The 16999-nt window shown below is 41.6% G+C and carries 13 protein-coding genes; 9 read left to right on the top strand and 4 right to left on the bottom strand.

Going from position 1 to position 16999, the window contains the following annotated elements; all coding sequences use genetic code 11:
* Positions 1 to 16: 16 nt before the first annotated feature.
* Positions 17 to 961: a sigma 54-interacting transcriptional regulator gene (locus tag ACLS0A_RS00715; RefSeq protein WP_416080679.1), complete on the bottom strand. Its 945-nt coding sequence runs from the start codon at positions 959 to 961 to the stop codon at positions 17 to 19.
* A 193-nt stretch (positions 962 to 1154) separates the two neighbouring features.
* Here ACLS0A_RS00715 and ACLS0A_RS00710 point away from each other — a divergent pair, with 193 nt between their 5' ends.
* From ACLS0A_RS00710 to ACLS0A_RS00675, 8 genes are all read left to right on the top strand, one after another.
* On the top strand, positions 1155 to 1919 hold the full coding sequence (locus ACLS0A_RS00710; protein WP_416082015.1) for an ABC transporter ATP-binding protein: 765 nt from the start codon (positions 1155 to 1157) through the stop codon (positions 1917 to 1919).
* Between the two features lie 9 nt (positions 1920 to 1928).
* Complete coding sequence (locus ACLS0A_RS00705; protein WP_416082014.1) at positions 1929 to 2795, top strand: ABC transporter substrate-binding protein; 867 nt, start codon at positions 1929 to 1931, stop codon at positions 2793 to 2795.
* Positions 2789 to 4702 (top strand): Fe(3+)-hydroxamate ABC transporter permease FhuB, encoded by a 1914-nt coding sequence (fhuB, locus tag ACLS0A_RS00700; protein WP_416082013.1) that lies wholly within the window; start codon positions 2789 to 2791, stop codon positions 4700 to 4702. The genes ACLS0A_RS00705 and fhuB overlap by 7 nt, the downstream gene beginning before the upstream one ends.
* Before the next feature lie 86 nt (positions 4703 to 4788).
* Positions 4789 to 5583 (top strand): DUF4198 domain-containing protein, encoded by a 795-nt coding sequence (locus ACLS0A_RS00695; RefSeq protein WP_416082012.1) that lies wholly within the window; start codon positions 4789 to 4791, stop codon positions 5581 to 5583.
* A 60-nt stretch (positions 5584 to 5643) separates the two neighbouring features.
* Entirely contained in the window at positions 5644 to 7719 is a 2076-nt protein-coding gene (locus tag ACLS0A_RS00690; RefSeq protein WP_416082011.1) for a TonB-dependent siderophore receptor, read from the top strand.
* A gap of 157 nt (positions 7720 to 7876) precedes the next feature.
* Positions 7877 to 8836, top strand: a complete 960-nt coding sequence (locus ACLS0A_RS00685) for a transferrin-binding protein-like solute binding protein (protein ID WP_416082010.1) — start codon at positions 7877 to 7879, stop codon at positions 8834 to 8836.
* A 61-nt stretch (positions 8837 to 8897) separates the two neighbouring features.
* Positions 8898 to 10358, top strand: a complete 1461-nt coding sequence (locus tag ACLS0A_RS00680; protein ID WP_416082009.1) for a surface lipoprotein assembly modifier — start codon at positions 8898 to 8900, stop codon at positions 10356 to 10358.
* 49 nt (positions 10359 to 10407) lie between these two features.
* Positions 10408 to 11661, top strand: coding sequence for a DUF2254 domain-containing protein (locus ACLS0A_RS00675; RefSeq protein ID WP_416082008.1), 1254 nt, complete (start codon positions 10408 to 10410; stop codon positions 11659 to 11661).
* Between the two features lie 56 nt (positions 11662 to 11717).
* On the opposite strand, the gene malM is transcribed toward ACLS0A_RS00675, so the two are convergent.
* The 3 genes from malM to malK all read right to left on the bottom strand — a co-directional run bounded on the left by malM (position 11718) and on the right by malK (position 15349).
* Positions 11718 to 12605, bottom strand: coding sequence for a maltose operon protein MalM (gene malM, locus ACLS0A_RS00670; protein ID WP_416082007.1), 888 nt, complete (start codon positions 12603 to 12605; stop codon positions 11718 to 11720).
* Between the two features lie 193 nt (positions 12606 to 12798).
* Positions 12799 to 14079 carry a maltoporin gene (locus ACLS0A_RS00665; RefSeq protein WP_416082006.1) on the bottom strand — a complete coding sequence of 427 codons (1281 nt, stop codon included), beginning with the start codon at positions 14077 to 14079 and terminating at the stop codon, positions 12799 to 12801.
* Positions 14080 to 14230: 151 nt separating this feature from the next.
* Complete coding sequence (gene malK, locus ACLS0A_RS00660; RefSeq protein ID WP_416082005.1) at positions 14231 to 15349, bottom strand: maltose/maltodextrin ABC transporter ATP-binding protein MalK; 1119 nt, start codon at positions 15347 to 15349, stop codon at positions 14231 to 14233.
* A 365-nt stretch (positions 15350 to 15714) separates the two neighbouring features.
* Here malK and malE point away from each other — a divergent pair, with 365 nt between their 5' ends.
* Positions 15715 to 16905, top strand: a complete 1191-nt coding sequence (malE, locus tag ACLS0A_RS00655) for a maltose/maltodextrin ABC transporter substrate-binding protein MalE (protein WP_416082055.1) — start codon at positions 15715 to 15717, stop codon at positions 16903 to 16905.
* Positions 16906 to 16999: the final 94 nt, after the last annotated feature.

Here is a 16999-nt window from a genome sequence, read left to right as displayed (position 1 = left end):
TTCCGTTGGTTACTTGCTATTTCCCGATGCCATATTGTTTTAATTTATTGGCGATGGCGGTGTGTGAAACGCCTAACCTGGAAGCCAGCTTTCTAGTGCTTGGATATTCTTCATAAAATTTCTGCAGCACCATTGCTTCAAAATTATTCATAATTTCATCAAGGGTTTGATTGCCAAATTGCTCAATGCTTGGCAACGGAATTTCTTGCTCCACCAAGTGCAAATCGGCAATAGCTAGCTGATTATTTTCAGCCAATGAACAAGCACGGTACAAGGCGTTGTGCAACTCTCGTACGTTGCCTGCCCAAGTGTAATGGGTAAGATAATTAAGAAAGGCTTCATCAAAGTGCGGTGCAGAAATGCCCAATTCTTGGCTGATTTGCTGAACAAACATTGCTGTTAGCTGTGGAATATCTTCTTTACGCTCACGCAGCGGGGGAATGGTTAAACTCAGCACATTCAAGCGATGAAATAAATCTTCGCGCATTTTGCCTTTTTCCACATAATGGCTAAGGGGAATTTGCGAAGTGCAAATCACGCGCACATCAGCATAATGCTCTTTTTCCTCGCCTACGCGGCGAAACGTGCCATCATTTAGAAAACGCAACAATTTTGCCTGTAAGCTCAGTGGCAATTCCGCTACGCTATCAAGTAACACCGTGCCGCCGTTGGCATATTCAAAAAAGCCTTGGCTTTCCGCTTGTGCATTGGCACGTCCAAACATTTCGCTTTCAGCATCTTCACTTGGCAGCCCTGCGCAATTCACCGCAATAAATTGATTTTTTCGCCGCGGACTATAAAAATGACAGGCTTTCGCAATGAGATCCTTGCCTGTTCCCGTTTCACCTTGAATCAGCAAAGGCGCGTCTAGCAGGGCAAATTTTTTGGCTTTTTCCACCACTTCTTGCATTTTGTGGCTTTGCGTAACCACCTGTGAAAAAAGATCTTTTTCTGCTGACATTGCTTGCTCTCCACGCCATTTTTTGATGAAACTGGCAAGTATTGTAAACTTTTCCGTAAAAATGGAAAGAAAAATTTACAATTTTAATCATCTTTTAAGATACCCATTTATTTTTTAAGAATACATCTATTGAAATGATAACGGTTATCAATTAAAATCCACTACCTTTATTTTATTCGCCGTAGGAAATCTTGTGTTTGAATTAGATTCAGTGTCTTTTGCGTTACCTGAAAAAGTGTTATTGCAGCCTATTTCACTGCAATTCGGCACGGGAAAAATCTATGGCATTATTGGGCCAAACGGTTCGGGTAAATCTACCCTGATTAAACTCTTGGCGCGTCAGCAATTTCCTTCGAGCGGTACGTTGCACTTTGCCAATCAACCTATTCAGCAATGGAAAAACAAAGCCTTTGCTCGTGAAGTGGCATATTTGCCACAATATTTACCAAACGCACAAAATTTAACGGTGAAAGGGCTACTACAAATGGGGCGTTATGCGTGGAATGGGCTGTTAGGGCGTAATCCTAAACAAGATGAGCAAGCCATTCAAAATGCCCTTGAGTGGACAAATATGCAAGGCTATGCCGATCAATTTGTGGATACTCTTTCAGGCGGTGAACGCTCTCGTGTGTGGCTGGCAATGTTATTGGCACAGCAAAGCCGCTTTTTATTATTAGACGAACCTTTGGCGGCATTGGATATTGCCCATCAAGTGGAAGTGATGCAACTGATCGAAAAATTGGTGAAACAGCTGAATTTAGGGGTAATCATCGTGATCCACGACATCAATCTTGCCGCACGTTTTTGTGATGAACTCATCGCCTTGCAATCTGGCAAATTATTAATGCAAGGCACGCCACAAGAGATTATGACCCCACAAGCCCTTGAGCAAATTTACCACATTGATCTGCAAGTGCTATCCCACCCTGTGGATCAGGTTCCTGTGGCGTTCTTTTAGGGGACAATAATGAAAAAATATGCTTACTTATTGCACGCCCTTTGGCTTATTGTTACTTTGTCCGCGTTAGCGACACCAAAAGTTGCCACCTTAGATTGGACGATCGCCGAAACCTTGCTCGGACTAGGCGTAATGCCCGTTGCCGTAGGCGATAAACAAAGCTATCAAAACTGGGTGAGCGAACCTGCATTACCACAAAGTGCGGTGGATTTAGGCACAAGATTACAGCCGAATAAAGAACTACTCGCCCAGCTTGAGATCGCACATTTCCCCAATGGCGATATGTATTTCGCTACCGCCCAAGCCAATTTGCCTTATTTGTCCAACGTAAAAACCTTGGATCTCGTTAATTTCTACCAAGCAGGCGATTTCTGGCAAAACCAACTTCAAGCAACACGCCAACTTGCCAATATAGTGGGTGCGGATTCCACGCCGTTAATTCATCAAACCGAAACCCTTTTTGCTGCACAAAAAGCCTTGCTCACCCCATTTCAAGCACGTCCGTTGTTAATTGTGCAATTTATTGATGGTCGCCATTTGCGTGTTTATGGCAAACAAAGTCTGCCTGGTGTGGTGCTAACCCAACTTGGACTACAAAATGCGTGGCAAGAAGCAGTAAATTTATGGGGATTTAGCCAAATTAGCCTAAATCAACTCGCGCAATTCCCCCACGCAAAATTGGTGATCATTAAGCCTTATCCGCAAAATGTACCACAAGAACTGGCGAGTAATAGCCTATGGCAAGCCTTGCCTTTAGCGAAAGATCCCTTGATTTTACCTGCCATTTGGACATTCGGCGCTCTGCCCTCCGCTCAGCGTTTAGCCCTTGCCTTAAGCCAAGAATTACGTCAGCCACAAGGGGAAAGCCAATGGTGAAAATTCGTTTAATGCCAAGCCTTGGGCTGATTGCACTGGCGTTATTTACGTTGCTACTTTGGCAACAGCCCGAACAAAGTGAAACCAGCCAACTGCTGATTTTCAATTTTACCTTGCCGCGCGTGCTAATGGCAATTTTGGCAGGGGCAAGCCTAGGTGTGGCTTCGCTATTATTACAACAAATTATGAATAATTCGCTGGCTTCCGACAGCACCCTTGCCGTAAGCGGTGGCGCACAATTCGCCCTGTTTCTGGCTACCCTGTTTTTGCCAAATTTATTGCAATTCGGCACCACGCCGATAGCCTTTATTGGGGCATTATTCGCTTTAGGCTTAGTGCTATTACTGGCGTGGCGGCAAATGCTTTCGCCGTTGTTGATCGTGCTTGCAGGGCTGGTGGTGAGTTTTTATCTTGGGGCGTTTTCTTCCCTTTTAATGCTGTTTTACCCTGAAGAAAGCCGTGGCTTGCTCGTTTGGGGCAGCGGCTCACTGGTACAAGAAAGCTGGTATGACAGCCTAACCCTGCTGCCGTTACTCGCCCCTGCCATTGTCGGCATCGTGCTACTTAGCCCTGCGTTGCAAATTCTGCAATTACAAGAAAGTAACGCACAAAGTTTAGGCGTAAATGTGAAAAGAATCCGCCTGCTCGGTGTGTTGCTTGCCGCTTATTTAGTCGCCATTATTGTCAGCCGCGTAGGAATGATCGCCTTTATTGGCTTAGCCGCTACCACGCTCGCGCGGCAATATCCTGATTATCGCTTTAAGATTTTATTATGGCGAAGTGCCTATTTTGCTAGCATTTTATTGTTGATTGCCGATCTCTGTCTGCAACTGATTGAACAATGGCAAGGCATTTCCTTGCCGACAGGATCGGTTACCGCATTATTCGGCACGCCTTTATTATTATGGCTCGTGTTCAAACATCGTCAGCAATATGGACGCGTACAAGAAAGCCAAAGTGCGTGGAAAAATTCTGACAAAAAAAGCACCGCACTTTATTTACCGCTGTTTTTGGCTGCCGCGTTAGGCTGTTCTTTATTTTTAGCTCAAGGTGTAAACGGCTGGCAAGTTTACTTAGATCAAAGCCTGTTCAACTTGCGTTTCCCACGCCTTGCCTATGCCCTTTGTGCAGGTATAATGCTCGCTTTGGCGGGAACGATCTTACAACGCTTAAGCCGCAATCCAATGGCAAGCCCTGAATTACTGGGTATTACTTCCGGCGTGAGCTTTGGCGTGTTATTAGCGATTTTTGTTGCAGGGGCGAGCGTACTTAGCCAATATGTGTTATGGGGGGCGTTGGGAGCATTATTGATCTTAGGATTAATCTGGCTTATCAACCGCCGCAACGGCTTGCAACCTGATCAAGTGTTGCTCACAGGAATCAGCATTTCCGCCTTATTTGACGCCGTGCAACGCATACTTATCGCCAGCGGCGATCCCCGCGCGTGGCAATTATTAAGCTGGGGATCGGGTTCAACCTATTACGCCAACAATGAGGTAGCAATCCCAATGCTGATTATCGCGGCGGTACTTTTCGCCTTGAGCTTCATTTTTGTTCGCTGGCTAGATTTACTCAGCTTAAATAGCGTAGTGGCTCAATCCCTTGGGGTGAACCTTGTACAATCGCGTAGCATTTTGTTTTTATTTGCCATCTTACTCACCTTGCTCGCCACTTTAATTGTGGGATCGCTTAGTTTTATCGGCTTACTTGCCCCGCACTTGGCATACAGCCTAGGCTTTCGCCAAAGCAAAACACAGCTACTTGCCGCCGGCATATTAGGTGGCACGGTGATGATAATGGCAGATTGGCTCGGGCGGCAATTATTGTTCCCTTATGAAATCCCCGCAGGCTTGGTGGCTACCCTGCTTGGCGGAACTTATTTTTTATGGTTAATGCGAAAAATGTAACAAATTTACACCGCACTTTCGGCTAGCTGTTCAGCAAAGTGCGGTGCAAAAAACTCAATTTTTTATCAACAAATAGGAGAAATCAAATGAAAAAACTGACTAAACTCACCTTGCTTTGCGGATTAGCTTTACCTTTCACCAGCCAAGCACACGATTTATGGGCTTATGCACAACACGCAGAAGCAGACAAGCCGTTGCTTGCCGTATTGGGCTATGGGGATAAATTCCCATTAGGCGAAAAAATTGCGGAAAGCCGTTTAAATATCCTCAATCCATTGGTGTTACACCAAGCTGACGGCAAAAATACCACGCTCACTCAGCAAGGAGAAAATTATCATTATGTCACCAAAACCCCATTAGGTAAGGGCGAATTCAAAATTTCAGGAAGCTACAAACCAACTTTCTGGTCAAAAAATGAAAAGGGCTGGAAACGTGAAAATCTCACTCAAATGACAGACGCCAATTACTGTGAAGAATCCAGTATGTTCGCCACAACCTATGTGAACAACGGGGTTGAAGTAAGCGATTTCGCCATTGCCCCTGTGGGCTTGCCACTGGAAATTGTGCCATTGGTGGATCCAACCCAAGTTAGCGTAATGGACGTGTTCCCTGTGCAAGTGTTGTATCAAGGGCAGCCAGCCAAGGGCGTGAGCATTATCGGCACCACCAACGAATTTACCAAATTTGATGAAAAAGCCGTTTATGATCACCGCGAACCGCAAGCATTTTCAGGCAAAACGGATAGTCAAGGCAAAGTGAATATTCTGCCTGCTCTTGCGGGAACTTGGAAATTAAAAGCGATTTATGAAATGGATTATCCTGATCAAAAAATCTGCCAAAAACGTAAACTTTATAGCACTTATACTTTTAAAGTGAAATAACCTTTTTCTTAACTGGCGTGTTCACCACACGCCATTTTTTATTAACATAATAGGAGCTATATGAAAGCAAATATTTTTAAACTCTCATTAATTTCCACCGCACTTTTCGCTGCAAGCCAAGGGGTTTTCGCAGAAGAGGTGGAGCAGTTGGACGAAATTCAAGTGACTAGCGGTTCAATGTATCGAATGGGCGAAGTGCCTGTTTATCAAGCCAAATCAGCCGTTGCGATGAATGCGGAGCAGTTAGCCCAACAAAACATTACCAAAGCCGATGAAATTGGTCGCTACCAAGCCGGCTTTTCTACCCAAGTTTTTGGCGAAGATACCAATACAAACTGGTTTCGTGTGAGAGGCACAGAAGTCAGCCAAGCACTAAATGGCTTGCCTTTAACCTCTTACGGATTTTTTACCCCTTATGTGAATACGTTTGCATTAGAAGCGGTGGAAATAACCAAAGGTGCTGACGCAATGACGTTCGGCGCAGCAAACTCAGGTGGTTTGATCAACTATGTCACCAAGCGTCCGCATAAAGATCAAATTGGCAAAGGTGAATTTACCCTCAACGCTGGAAATCATCAATATGGCGTTGGCGTAGATTATACAGATCGCATCGGCAATAATGATGATCTGCGTTATCGCTTAGTGGGTGCATTCTCATCTAAAAATGGGCAATGGGACGCAACAAAAAATAAAACCGTTTATTTCGCACCATCTTTGGAATGGGATATTTCTGATCGCACTCGCTTAACCCTTTTAACCAGCTATCAATTTGATAAAGGCGTACCAAGCTCGAATTTCTTGCCACAAGAAGGCTCGCTCGTGCCGTTCCCTGATGGTAGCTATATTGGGCGTTCCACCAACCTGGGAGACCCAGTCAATGATCGTGAATACAACCGCCAATACAATATCGGCTATGAATTTAGCCATCAATTTGATGATAATTTAAGTTTTGACAGTAGCTATCGCTACACTTATGCCAATAACTACCACCGTGGTTCTTATGCTTATCCTTCCGCTTATAATGCAGACTGGACGCCAAAAGCACCAAGTGCGGCAGGTTATGAATTGGCTCGCGGTGTCGTATTTAATGACGGTACATCTATTTCTCATACTCTAGATAATCATCTCACTTGGAAATATAGCAACGATTGGCTGAAAAATACCTTGGTGGTGGGAACAGATTATCGTCATCAAAAAGTGAAAGCCTACTATACCCTATTTGGCAGCACCTCTGCGGTAAATTTAAAACAAGCTCGTTCAGGCTATAATCAGGCACAAACCATCAATGCCCCTTATACCTATATCACTGCGCGCCAACTTGGGCTTTATTTACAAAATCAAAGCCGTTTTATGGATAGCCTTGTGTTAAACCTTGGGGTACGCCACGATCGCGCGAAGCAAGATGAATACACATCTTCACAAAAAATCAGCAATACGTCCTATTCTGCTTCATTAATGTATGAAGCACCATTCGGCTTAAATCCATATTTTAGTTACAGTGAATCCTTTAATTTACCTGTGGGATTAAGTGGCAATCAAAAACTTTATGATCCAAATATCACTCATCAATATGAAGTGGGGATCAAATATTTGCCAGACTGGTTAAATGGATCAATCACCGTTGCTGCTTTCAAAGCTAAAGATAAAGGTGCGTTAGTGTCGAATGGTTTAGGTAAAACAGTGAGCAATGCCGATCCTGTGCATCGCAAAGGGGTGGAAGTTCAAGCCGATGTGAATGTAACTAACAACTGGAATATGGGCTTAGCTTATACCTATTTGAAATCAATCACTCGTAAAGAGAGCGGCGATGTGCGTAACCCATTAATTCCAAAACATACTTTTGCTGTGAAAACCGATTACACCTTTGATAACGGCGCATTAAATGGTTTAACGGTGGGCGCAGGCGTACGTTATATTGGTAAAAGTGTTACTTCTCAAGGTTCACTTTATTCAGGCAAAGAAGTACCATCCGCCACTGTGGTAGATCTAATGGCACGCTACGCATTTGATTCTAACTGGATTGCTCAGTTAAATGTAGAAAATGTCGGCAACCGCCGTTATGTCGCAGGTTGCGATTATTACTGCTACTACGGTGCTGAGCGTAATATCAATGCTTCGGTGTCTTATAAATTCTAACCACTTGTATCTAGGGGGATACTCTCCCCCTATGATATAAAATGCTTATTAAATGAAATTTAATCTTGTCCTATCCCATTCACTGATATAAGATGAACAAGGCAAGGTACTTGCTATTCTAACTTTTATTTAACTAAATAACCAAAGGGTGACAATTATGAACCAAACAGTAAAAATTACATTAGCAACATTAATGTTATCTGCATTAACAGCTTGTAGCAGTGGTGGTAGCGGTTCTTCTGATGAGCCAGCGGCTAACAATACTTCATCTAATACAACGACTTCATCAACATCTCAGCCTGATACATCAACAAATAATAACACAACAACTCAACCAGAAACGTCCACAAGCACAGGCTCGCAACCAAATACATCAAACTCAAGCAATACTGAATCACAACCTGCGCCAGCTAAATTCTCTGGCTATTCTTTTTCTTATAATGGCAAAGTAGGGAAAGCAACTAATCCAAGTAACGCAATAACCATTAGTTCAGATTCTATTGATACTATTGTAGTAAATGGAAAATCTTATTCCATTATTCCTGAGCTTGCTGGAATCTCTGGAAACGTAATTATTAGTACCATTTGGCAGCAGGATGATAGCAAAGTTGTTTGCTGTGGAACCAAAACGAATATTAAATCGGTAAAAATAGGTGCTTTATTAGATAATGAAACTGTACACACTTTTGTACAAGGGAAAGCGACACCAGAAGATCAAATTCCTACAACGGGGCGCGTGGTATATGAAGGAGAGCAAACAGCTAGACTCATTAATTTATCTACTTCAGACGATAAGAAAGGTATGCAAAATAGCGCATTAAGTACACATATTGATGCTGATTTTGATAATAAAAATGTGTCTGGATATTTATATGATGGCGATAAAAAATTCTTTGATATCACAGACGGTAAAATTACTGGTAACAATATTACCAATGGTAAAGTGAGTTTAACAATCCAAGATGAAGACAATAAACAAGCCCTCAATATCGAAAATGATTCCCAATTCTCAGCGCCATTAAATGCAAAATTCTATGGTGAAAATGCTAAAGAAGTAGCAGGTACTGCGCATAATGAAAAATGGGGCGTTGTTTTTGCAGCGAGCAAATCAGAATAATATTGTCAATTTTCTTACTAAAAGCCATTCGCTTGAATGGCTTTTTTCATAGTGAGGTTTTATGTTGAAACATCATCTAACATTTCCTTTTGCCACATTAGCACTAATGTTTACAATTTCAGCAAACGGAAATCAACAAGTTTTACCTGCAAACGAACGATTAGATCAAAGTGAACAACAAAATACTCCAGAGGTAAAAATTGATCCCTCTAAGCCATTAATTGATCGCCCTGATACAGCAAACACCAAAAATACATTATCTATTTCAAAGGAAGAATTAGCTAAACACCCTGATTTAATTATACGCGCTTTAATTCCAGCTGTTACCCAAAACAATAGTGAGGCAGTGGCGTTACTTTTTCCCCTTTATCAACAACAAACTAATACCGATCCTACTCTGGTTTTATGGTGTAAAGCAATTCTTGCTGCAAAAGAAGAAAATTATCATCAGTCTATTGATTTTTATCGTGAAATTATCAGTAATTATCCACAAATTACCCCCGTAAGATTTCAATTAGCGCAAGTATTATATTTAAACTATGATAATGAAGCTGCGCTCGATCAATTCACAAAATTACGTTCTGAATCATTATCCTCAACAAATTATCAAGTGATAGATAACTATATTACTGCACTGAAAAAACGACAAAGCTGGCGTTTCTATGGCGGTATTAGCTATGTTAAAGACAACAATATTAATAATGCCCCTAAATCAGATACCTACATAGGAAACTGGAAAGCTTGGGATTCTGAAAGTGCGGAAGGATTTTCCTATAATTTAGGCGCATCTAAACAATGGGAAATAAAAAATGGCTATTTTACCCAGCTTGATTTAGATCTAATTGGTCGCTATTACTGGGATAATAAAAAATATAATGAACTAGAATTTCGTTCAGGTCTTGGGATAGGCTATCATAGTGCCTATTTTGAAACCCTTTTAATGCCATTTACAAGTAAACGTTGGTATGGTGGTGGCGCATCAGGTAGTAAGAGTTTAAAACAATTTTCACAAAATAGCGGTGTCAGACTCAGTTCAAGTTATTGGCTAAATAATCAGTGGAAATTAGCTAATACTTTAGAATACTCTGAAATACGCTATAAAACTCGTAAGCATCTAAATGGCAACCGTTATTTTGCTGATATAAGTTTATTATATATCCCTAAAAGTACCCAATTTTGGTTTGTTGGTACAAATTATTATCGCAGCAATGCCCGCGATAAAGATGAGGCATTCAATCGCGTAGGTATTCGCATAGGTTGGGTGCAAGAATGGGATTTTGGATTGTCCACTCGTCTAGTATTTAGCTATGCACAGAGAAGATATTTAGCTGCAGGAAGAATGTTAGCAAAAAAGCAAATTGATCACGAATATTCTCCGCAGCTGACACTTTGGCATCGTAATCTCAAGTTTTTTGGTATTACACCGCAAATTACTTGGGAATATAATAAAGTAAATAGCAATAATCCTTTTTATAGCTACGATAAGCACAATATTTATTTTAACTTTAGTAAAAGTTTCTAATCAGCATAGGGCTAATATCAATTAGCCCTCAAAATATGTAAGGTTATTAATGCTAAGCTACTTCAAAGAAAAACTCTTTCCCCTAATTTTATGGCTAAAAAAACCAAGTAATGGGTTATGGCTCACGCCAATTCTAGGGGCGTTATTTGCCGTGTTTTTGGCGCTTTTCTCTGCCTTGATTGAAAACCAAGCACTGCCGATAGATATAATGCCTGATATTAGCGAAGAATTGCTCAATGATATTCTCAGCATTATGGCATCGAGTATGCTGGCGGTGAGTACCTTTTCCCTTTCTATTATGGTTTCCGCCTTTTCGTCTGCTTCTAACGGCGCCACGCCAAGAGCCACAGAATTGGTGATGGGCGACAATACCACTCGCCTTGCCATTTCAAGTTTTATTTCCGCCTTTGTGTATGCGGTGATTGCCAAAATCACGCTCGGAATGGGCTATTACAACGAAGCAGGACGCTTTGTGCTGTTTGTTGGCACAATTTGCGTGCTGATTTATTTAATCACAACTCTGATTACTTGGGTGAGTGCCTTATCGCAACTCGGGCTATTAAATAATACTTTAGAAAAAATTGAAACGGCTTCGCAACAAGCTCTAATCAATTACTGGCAATATCCCAATATGGGGGCGAAATCTCTTGACAAAATCCGCTTTACTTATGCGATCCACGCCCATAAAACAGGCTATTTAAGCCATATCAATATGCAAAATTTGCAAGATTTTGCTGACAAAAATGAATGCGAAATTGAAATTGCCATTCAACCGGGAAAATTGGTTCATACGAATATGCCACTGGCTTATGTCAATAAATCCATTGAAGAAATGGCTCAGCTGCAAGAAAATTTTATTATCGAAAACAACCGCTCTTATGCACAAGATCCGAAATTTGGTTTGATTGTGTTAAGCGAAGTGGCGCAACGTGCTTTATCTCAAGCGGTGAACGATCCCGGCACGGCAATTAAAGTGATTAGCGTTTTATTACGCTTACTACTTGATAGCAAAGCAGAAAAGCAAACGGTGAAATATGATCGTCTGGCAATGTTAAATCTCAATGAACAAGAACTTGTTTTACAACCTTTTACGCCGATTTGTCGTGATGGGAGCGCAATGTTAGAAATTCACATCAAAGTACAAAAAGCGCTCGCGATGCTACTGACACAATCAGATAACCAAGCCATTCGCGAAGCCGCGCTAAAACAAGCCAAAATAGATTTAGATTATGCACTAAATGGGCTTTCTCTTGAAAGCGAGAAAACTCAGATCCAAGCTTTGCATCAGGATTTATTTCATTAACAACATAAAAAACTGCACCTATTGGTGCAGTAAATAATGAAAAAGACAGATAAGAATTATTTTGCAGAAACTTTCTGTAAAAATAACTTTCTCGGTGTCGTTAATCCCAATTTTTCAGCTTCATTAACAAGGTTTAAGGCTCGGTTAATGTCTTTTTGTTTTAATGCTTTGAGAACGGCTTGATTAAAATAAGCTTCTGTTTCCTTTTCAACTTTTGCATTATTTCCATTTGTTATATTCTGTGATGATTGTGTTGTCGTTTGATTTGCAATTACAGTGCTTGCCGTCGGCGATTTTTTCTCCACGCCTAAAATTTGATTTAAACCGATAAAATTCGCTCCATTTGCAGATTGGAAATTGATCGTGAGTTTGCCATTTAAACTGTGAGCAACTTGAATATCGGCAATCGCTGGCGGTTGTTTACCTGTGGCTTTAGCAAATAATTTTGAAGGGTGAGGAACAAGCGTTTGTTTCGCCAAATCCGCTTTTGTGGTGTAAATTAATAAATAAAGTGTTCCTTGGTTCACTGGCGTTAAATTTAACGTCGCGACTAAGCGATTGGGTTTTAGCCCGCGTTCTTCTTGTAATTTGAAATAGCTGGAATCATAATGTGCGGCGACATTGAATTGGCTATCCAACACCACCACATTCGGAACAAAAACTTGCTGATTTTGCACCGCACTTTCAATTTCGATTTCTATCGTTCCTTGGTTAGCAGGTAAGCGGTATGCAACAATAGGGCTTTCGACACCAGCAAAAGGAAGCGTAACCGCTTGTTTTTGTACGGCATTAAGTTCTATCTTTACTTGCTGCGGTAAGGCAACATCTTGCCAATGTAATTGTGTTAAACTTTTCGATGGCAAAGAAAATTCTTCTGCCAAAATGGGATGCGTTGTTAAAAGGGTTGCAGCAAAAAGTGCAGTCAAAAAAATTCTCTTTTTCATTGTTACCTCGTTTGGAAAAGCCTGTATATTGTTGGAACTAGGCAAGCAAAAGTGCGGTGATTTTTTCGCAATTTTTGCTTGCCTATGCAGGGCGCTAAGCCGCTTTCATTTTCATAAAATCTGATGTCGCCTATTATTACAGCTTCGTAAGCAACTCGTTGTATAAGAATGAAATTAATTTAGCTATTTGACATTACCACCAAGCTTCAAATTGTACGCCAGCGATAAATTCGCCATCTTTGGCTTTATAGCCTGCGTCAGTGCGTTTGCTGGTATTAAATTTATCGTTCCAATGAGCATAAGTGCCGAACACACGGATTGCAGGTCTTGCCCAAATACTGCTACCGGCTTGCCATTGTTGGGCGAGGGTGTATTTCATTAGCTGATTTTTCAATCCTGTTTGCTGATCTTTGATGCGATCATAACCCACTTCAACCAGCGTACTCATTGTATCTGTCCATTTATACATTGGACGGATACCTGCGGAATACCAAGTTTTTCCTTGGTTATTGTCTAAATCAGTTTTTTCATAAATTAATGCATACATTAATTCCACTTTATCTGATGGAGCAACAACACCTTGATTGATTAAGCGAAGCATATGTCCTTTATTGGCATTTGATCCGCCTTGTGAGTGCCCTGTACTCCAAGAGGTCATCGCGTCTGTGGCGTATTGCACGGTAAATTTATTAAAACCGCCAAAAAATTCGCCTTGTGTGTGTTCGAGGGTGAGCATATACCCGTTTTTACTCGCTCCTTTTGCATAATCAGTCGTCTTTTTAGTATGTGAACTACCGTAATCTAGCCCGATTTCTAATTTGCCATTTTTATTCACCGCAATATCGGCAAGACGCACATCAAAGACATCGTTATACACGTCTTTCTGACGAATGTATTTCCACTCCTTCTTATTCTTATCGTCCTTATCTACGACATATTCCCAACTATATGCACTATCTCGTTCGGTATTGCGAGTTACGGCAAAAGACAATTTCCCTACGCCCACATCAATATTCTCTACCCCAGCACCGGGGCCTGAAATATCCCAATAATAGAAGTCATTAAGATGGACATCGTGGCGTTGATAAAAACGTTTCCCCGCCCATAAAGTGGCATCGGGTAGGCTGTCGAGGAAATTTTTAAATTGTACATTGATCTCACGCAAGGCGGGCGTGGTGGTTTCCCAATCGCCTTGCTGATTAATGGAATAGGCAAGATTGGAATCTAAATAAATGGATTTATTGCCCTCATTGAATAGCTCTTGCCCCAATTTAAATTCCGCATAGGTTTCCGCTTCATTACCTAAACGATATTTTGAACCACCACCGTTTACGGTGAAAGCAGTTTGCTCACCGCCACCTGATGTCCAACCAATACCTGAACGAGCATAGCCGTGGAAATCAACGGCATTCGCACTCAGTGCGATAAAATTTGCTGCAATAATGGTTGCAATGCGTGTTTTTGCGTTTTTCATAATCGACCTCACTTGAGAATAATTTAGGTTAGGAAAAGGAAAATATCGCCGTTTGATTTCTTAATAAGTGGGATAGCTTCAGTTTGCAGTATCGCTTTATACTGCTAGCTGCTTCGTCTTACTATGAGATTAAACGGTGATAAAAGCGTTTCTACACACCTTTTTCTTTAAAAAGCCTTGGGCAGGCTATGCCATTTTCTTTGAATAAATGACAACGTTCTGGCACGATCCCAATATCAAACTCCGCACCTTCATCCACCAGTACCACATCATTTTGGCGATAGACTAATGTAGGTTGTTTGATTTCAGGGATTTCTAGGTGGATTTGCGTTTCATTACCCAATAACTCGACCACTTGAACTTTGCCTCGCAAAGTCACTTCGGCGTTTTCGGAGGGAACGAGATGCTCTGGTCGAATACCAAGGGAAAGGTTATCTCCCACTTTCACACCATCACCGCGAACAGGAATCCAAAAGTTATGATGATTGGCATCAGGCAATTCGACTCTGACCCGCTCATTTTCAACGCCAGTTACTTTAACAGGCAAAAAATTCATTTTCGGTGAGCCAATAAAACCAGCAACAAAGCGGTTGGCCGGATAATGATAAAGTTCAAGCGGTTTACCCACTTGTGCTATTCCGCCTGCTTTTAGTACCACGATTTTATCCGCAAGCGTCATCGCTTCCACTTGATCGTGAGTAACGTAAATCATTGTACGATTGAGTTTTTTGTGTAATTTGGAAATCTCTACCCGCATCTGCACCCGCAATGCTGCGTCCAGATTAGAGAGGGGTTCATCCAATAAAAAGACTTCAGGCTGAGAAACTAAGGTTCGACCAATTGCTACGCGTTGTCGTTGACCGCCTGATAAGGCTTTCGGCTTGCGATCGAGCAAATGAGCAAGCTGCAATACTTCTGCCACCTGATTTACCCGCGATTCACGTTCTGCTTTGTTCACGCCAGCGAGTTTTAACCCGAAAGACATATTTTCTGCCACATTCAAATGAGGATAGAGCGCGTAAGACTGAAATACCATTCCGATACCTCTTTTAGCCGGCGGCACATCATTCATTCTTTTTTCGCCGATGTATAAATCCCCTGTGCTGATGTCTTCAAGCCCTGCGATCATTCTAAGTAAGGTGGATTTTCCACAGCCAGAAGGTCCAACAAAAACGACAAATTCGCCTTCATCAATTTCTAAATTAATGTCCGTTGAAATCTGTACATTGCCGTAGGATTTACCCACATTGCGTAAGGATACCTTTGCCATATTTAACCTCGTTTTGCATTTTTATCCGAAAGCTTAGGATAATTCAATGTGCCGTATCTTCCCCTATTCATTTATAAAAAAAATCCTCCTTGACGGATTTTTTTAAGGATTAGATGGAAAAATCGGCTGAAAATGATGTTGTGTGTTGAAAAGGACAATTTGGCGAGCTTTTGTGATAGCAATCACATTTTCTTCTTTCATTTTTGTGAGCTTGCTCACAGAAATAGAAAAAACTTGTCAGAACAGACTGATTTTTTAAAAGGAGGAGATGGGGGGAGGATAACAAATTGTAAAATTTACGCATAATGAAGCAGAAATCCTTATTACCCACTCACAATCAGGAGCGTAGTATTATGAAAAAAGTGATGAAAAAAACCTTATTGACTTTCACCCTAAGCACCATTGCCAGCCTTGTTTTCTCAGGGGCGGTAATGGCAAAAATGACAGAAGGAAAACTGGTGATTTGGATCAACGGCGACAAAGGCTATAACGGCTTGGCTGAAGTTGGGAAAAAATTTGAAGCGGATACAGGCATTCCCGTGTTAGTAGAACACCCTGATAAACTAGAAGAAAAATTCCCACAAGTTGCCGCAACAGGCGATGGACCCGACATCATTTTCTGGGCACACGATCGCTTTGGTGGCTATGCACAAGCAGGATTGTTAGCCGAATTGCACCCTAGCCCTGACTTTAAAGAAAAATTTGCCGATTTCGTGTGGGACGCACAAACCTATAACGGCAAAGTGATCTCTTACCCTGTGGCGATTGAATCCCTTTCGTTAATCTATAACAAAGATCTTATCAAATCCCCACCTAAAACTTGGGAAGAAGTTATTGAAGTGGATAAAAACTTAAAATCCCAAGGAAAAAATGCCATTATGTGGAATCTTGCTGAACCTTATTTCACTTGGCCTGTGGTGGCGGCTAATGGAGGCTATGCATTCAAATTTGACAATGGACGCTACAACCCACAAGACATCGGCGTGAATAACGCAGGTTCGCAACAAGGATTACAATTTGTCGTAAATTTGGTGAAAGACAAGGTGATCAATCCGGATATGGATTATTCCGTTGCGGAAGCCAGCTTCAACAAAGGAGAAACTGCCTTAACCATCAATGGACCTTGGTCGTGGGGCAACATTGAAAAAAGTGGGATCAATTATGGCGTGGCAGTATTGCCTACCCTCAATGGTAACCCCTCTAAACCATTTGTGGGGGTATTAAGTGCCGCGATCAATGCCGCAAGCCCAAATCAGGATCTCGCTGTTGAGTTTTTAGAAAATTATCTTTTAACGGACGAAGGGTTAGCCACTGTGAATAAAGATAAACCATTGGGTGCGGTGGCATTAAAATCTTACCAAGCCAAGCTCGCTGTTGATCCTCGCATTGCTGCCACGATGACGAATGCGGAAAACGGAGAAATTATGCCAAATATTCCGCAAATGTCCGCCTTTTGGTACGCTGAACGCAGTGCGATTACTAATGCGGTGAATGGTCGTCAAACGGTGAAACAAGCTCTTGATGAAGCTCAGGAAAGAATTTTAAAACAACAATAATTTTCTTAGGGGAGAATTACTCCCCTTTTACCTAAGCGCTAAATCTAAGCGTTAATAAAAGTGCGGTGCTTTTTTTCACAGTTTTTTTGAGGTG

This window comes from Avibacterium volantium, assembly GCF_049366555.1.
Lineage (GTDB): Bacteria > Pseudomonadota > Gammaproteobacteria > Enterobacterales > Pasteurellaceae > Avibacterium > Avibacterium volantium_A.
This window is presented reverse-complemented; position numbering and strand designations above follow the sequence as displayed.

What these genes read in the sequence shown, in the direction of transcription:
- ACLS0A_RS00715 (WP_416080679.1), bottom strand. Translation starts at nt 961, where the DNA reads ATGTCAGCAGAAAAAGATCTTTTTTCACAGGTGGTTACGCAAAGCCAC.
- ACLS0A_RS00705 (WP_416082014.1), top strand. Translation starts at nt 1,929, where the DNA reads ATGAAAAAATATGCTTACTTATTGCACGCCCTTTGGCTTATTGTTACT.
- fhuB (WP_416082013.1), top strand. Translation starts at nt 2,789, where the DNA reads ATGGTGAAAATTCGTTTAATGCCAAGCCTTGGGCTGATTGCACTGGCG.
- ACLS0A_RS00695 (WP_416082012.1), top strand. Translation starts at nt 4,789, where the DNA reads ATGAAAAAACTGACTAAACTCACCTTGCTTTGCGGATTAGCTTTACCT.
- ACLS0A_RS00690 (WP_416082011.1), top strand. Translation starts at nt 5,644, where the DNA reads ATGAAAGCAAATATTTTTAAACTCTCATTAATTTCCACCGCACTTTTC.
- ACLS0A_RS00685 (WP_416082010.1), top strand. Translation starts at nt 7,877, where the DNA reads ATGAACCAAACAGTAAAAATTACATTAGCAACATTAATGTTATCTGCA.
- ACLS0A_RS00680 (WP_416082009.1), top strand. Translation starts at nt 8,898, where the DNA reads ATGTTGAAACATCATCTAACATTTCCTTTTGCCACATTAGCACTAATG.
- ACLS0A_RS00675 (WP_416082008.1), top strand. Translation starts at nt 10,408, where the DNA reads ATGCTAAGCTACTTCAAAGAAAAACTCTTTCCCCTAATTTTATGGCTA.
- malM (WP_416082007.1), bottom strand. Translation starts at nt 12,605, where the DNA reads ATGAAAAAGAGAATTTTTTTGACTGCACTTTTTGCTGCAACCCTTTTA.
- ACLS0A_RS00665 (WP_416082006.1), bottom strand. Translation starts at nt 14,079, where the DNA reads ATGAAAAACGCAAAAACACGCATTGCAACCATTATTGCAGCAAATTTT.
- malK (WP_416082005.1), bottom strand. Translation starts at nt 15,349, where the DNA reads ATGGCAAAGGTATCCTTACGCAATGTGGGTAAATCCTACGGCAATGTA.
- malE (WP_416082055.1), top strand. Translation starts at nt 15,715, where the DNA reads ATGAAAAAAACCTTATTGACTTTCACCCTAAGCACCATTGCCAGCCTT.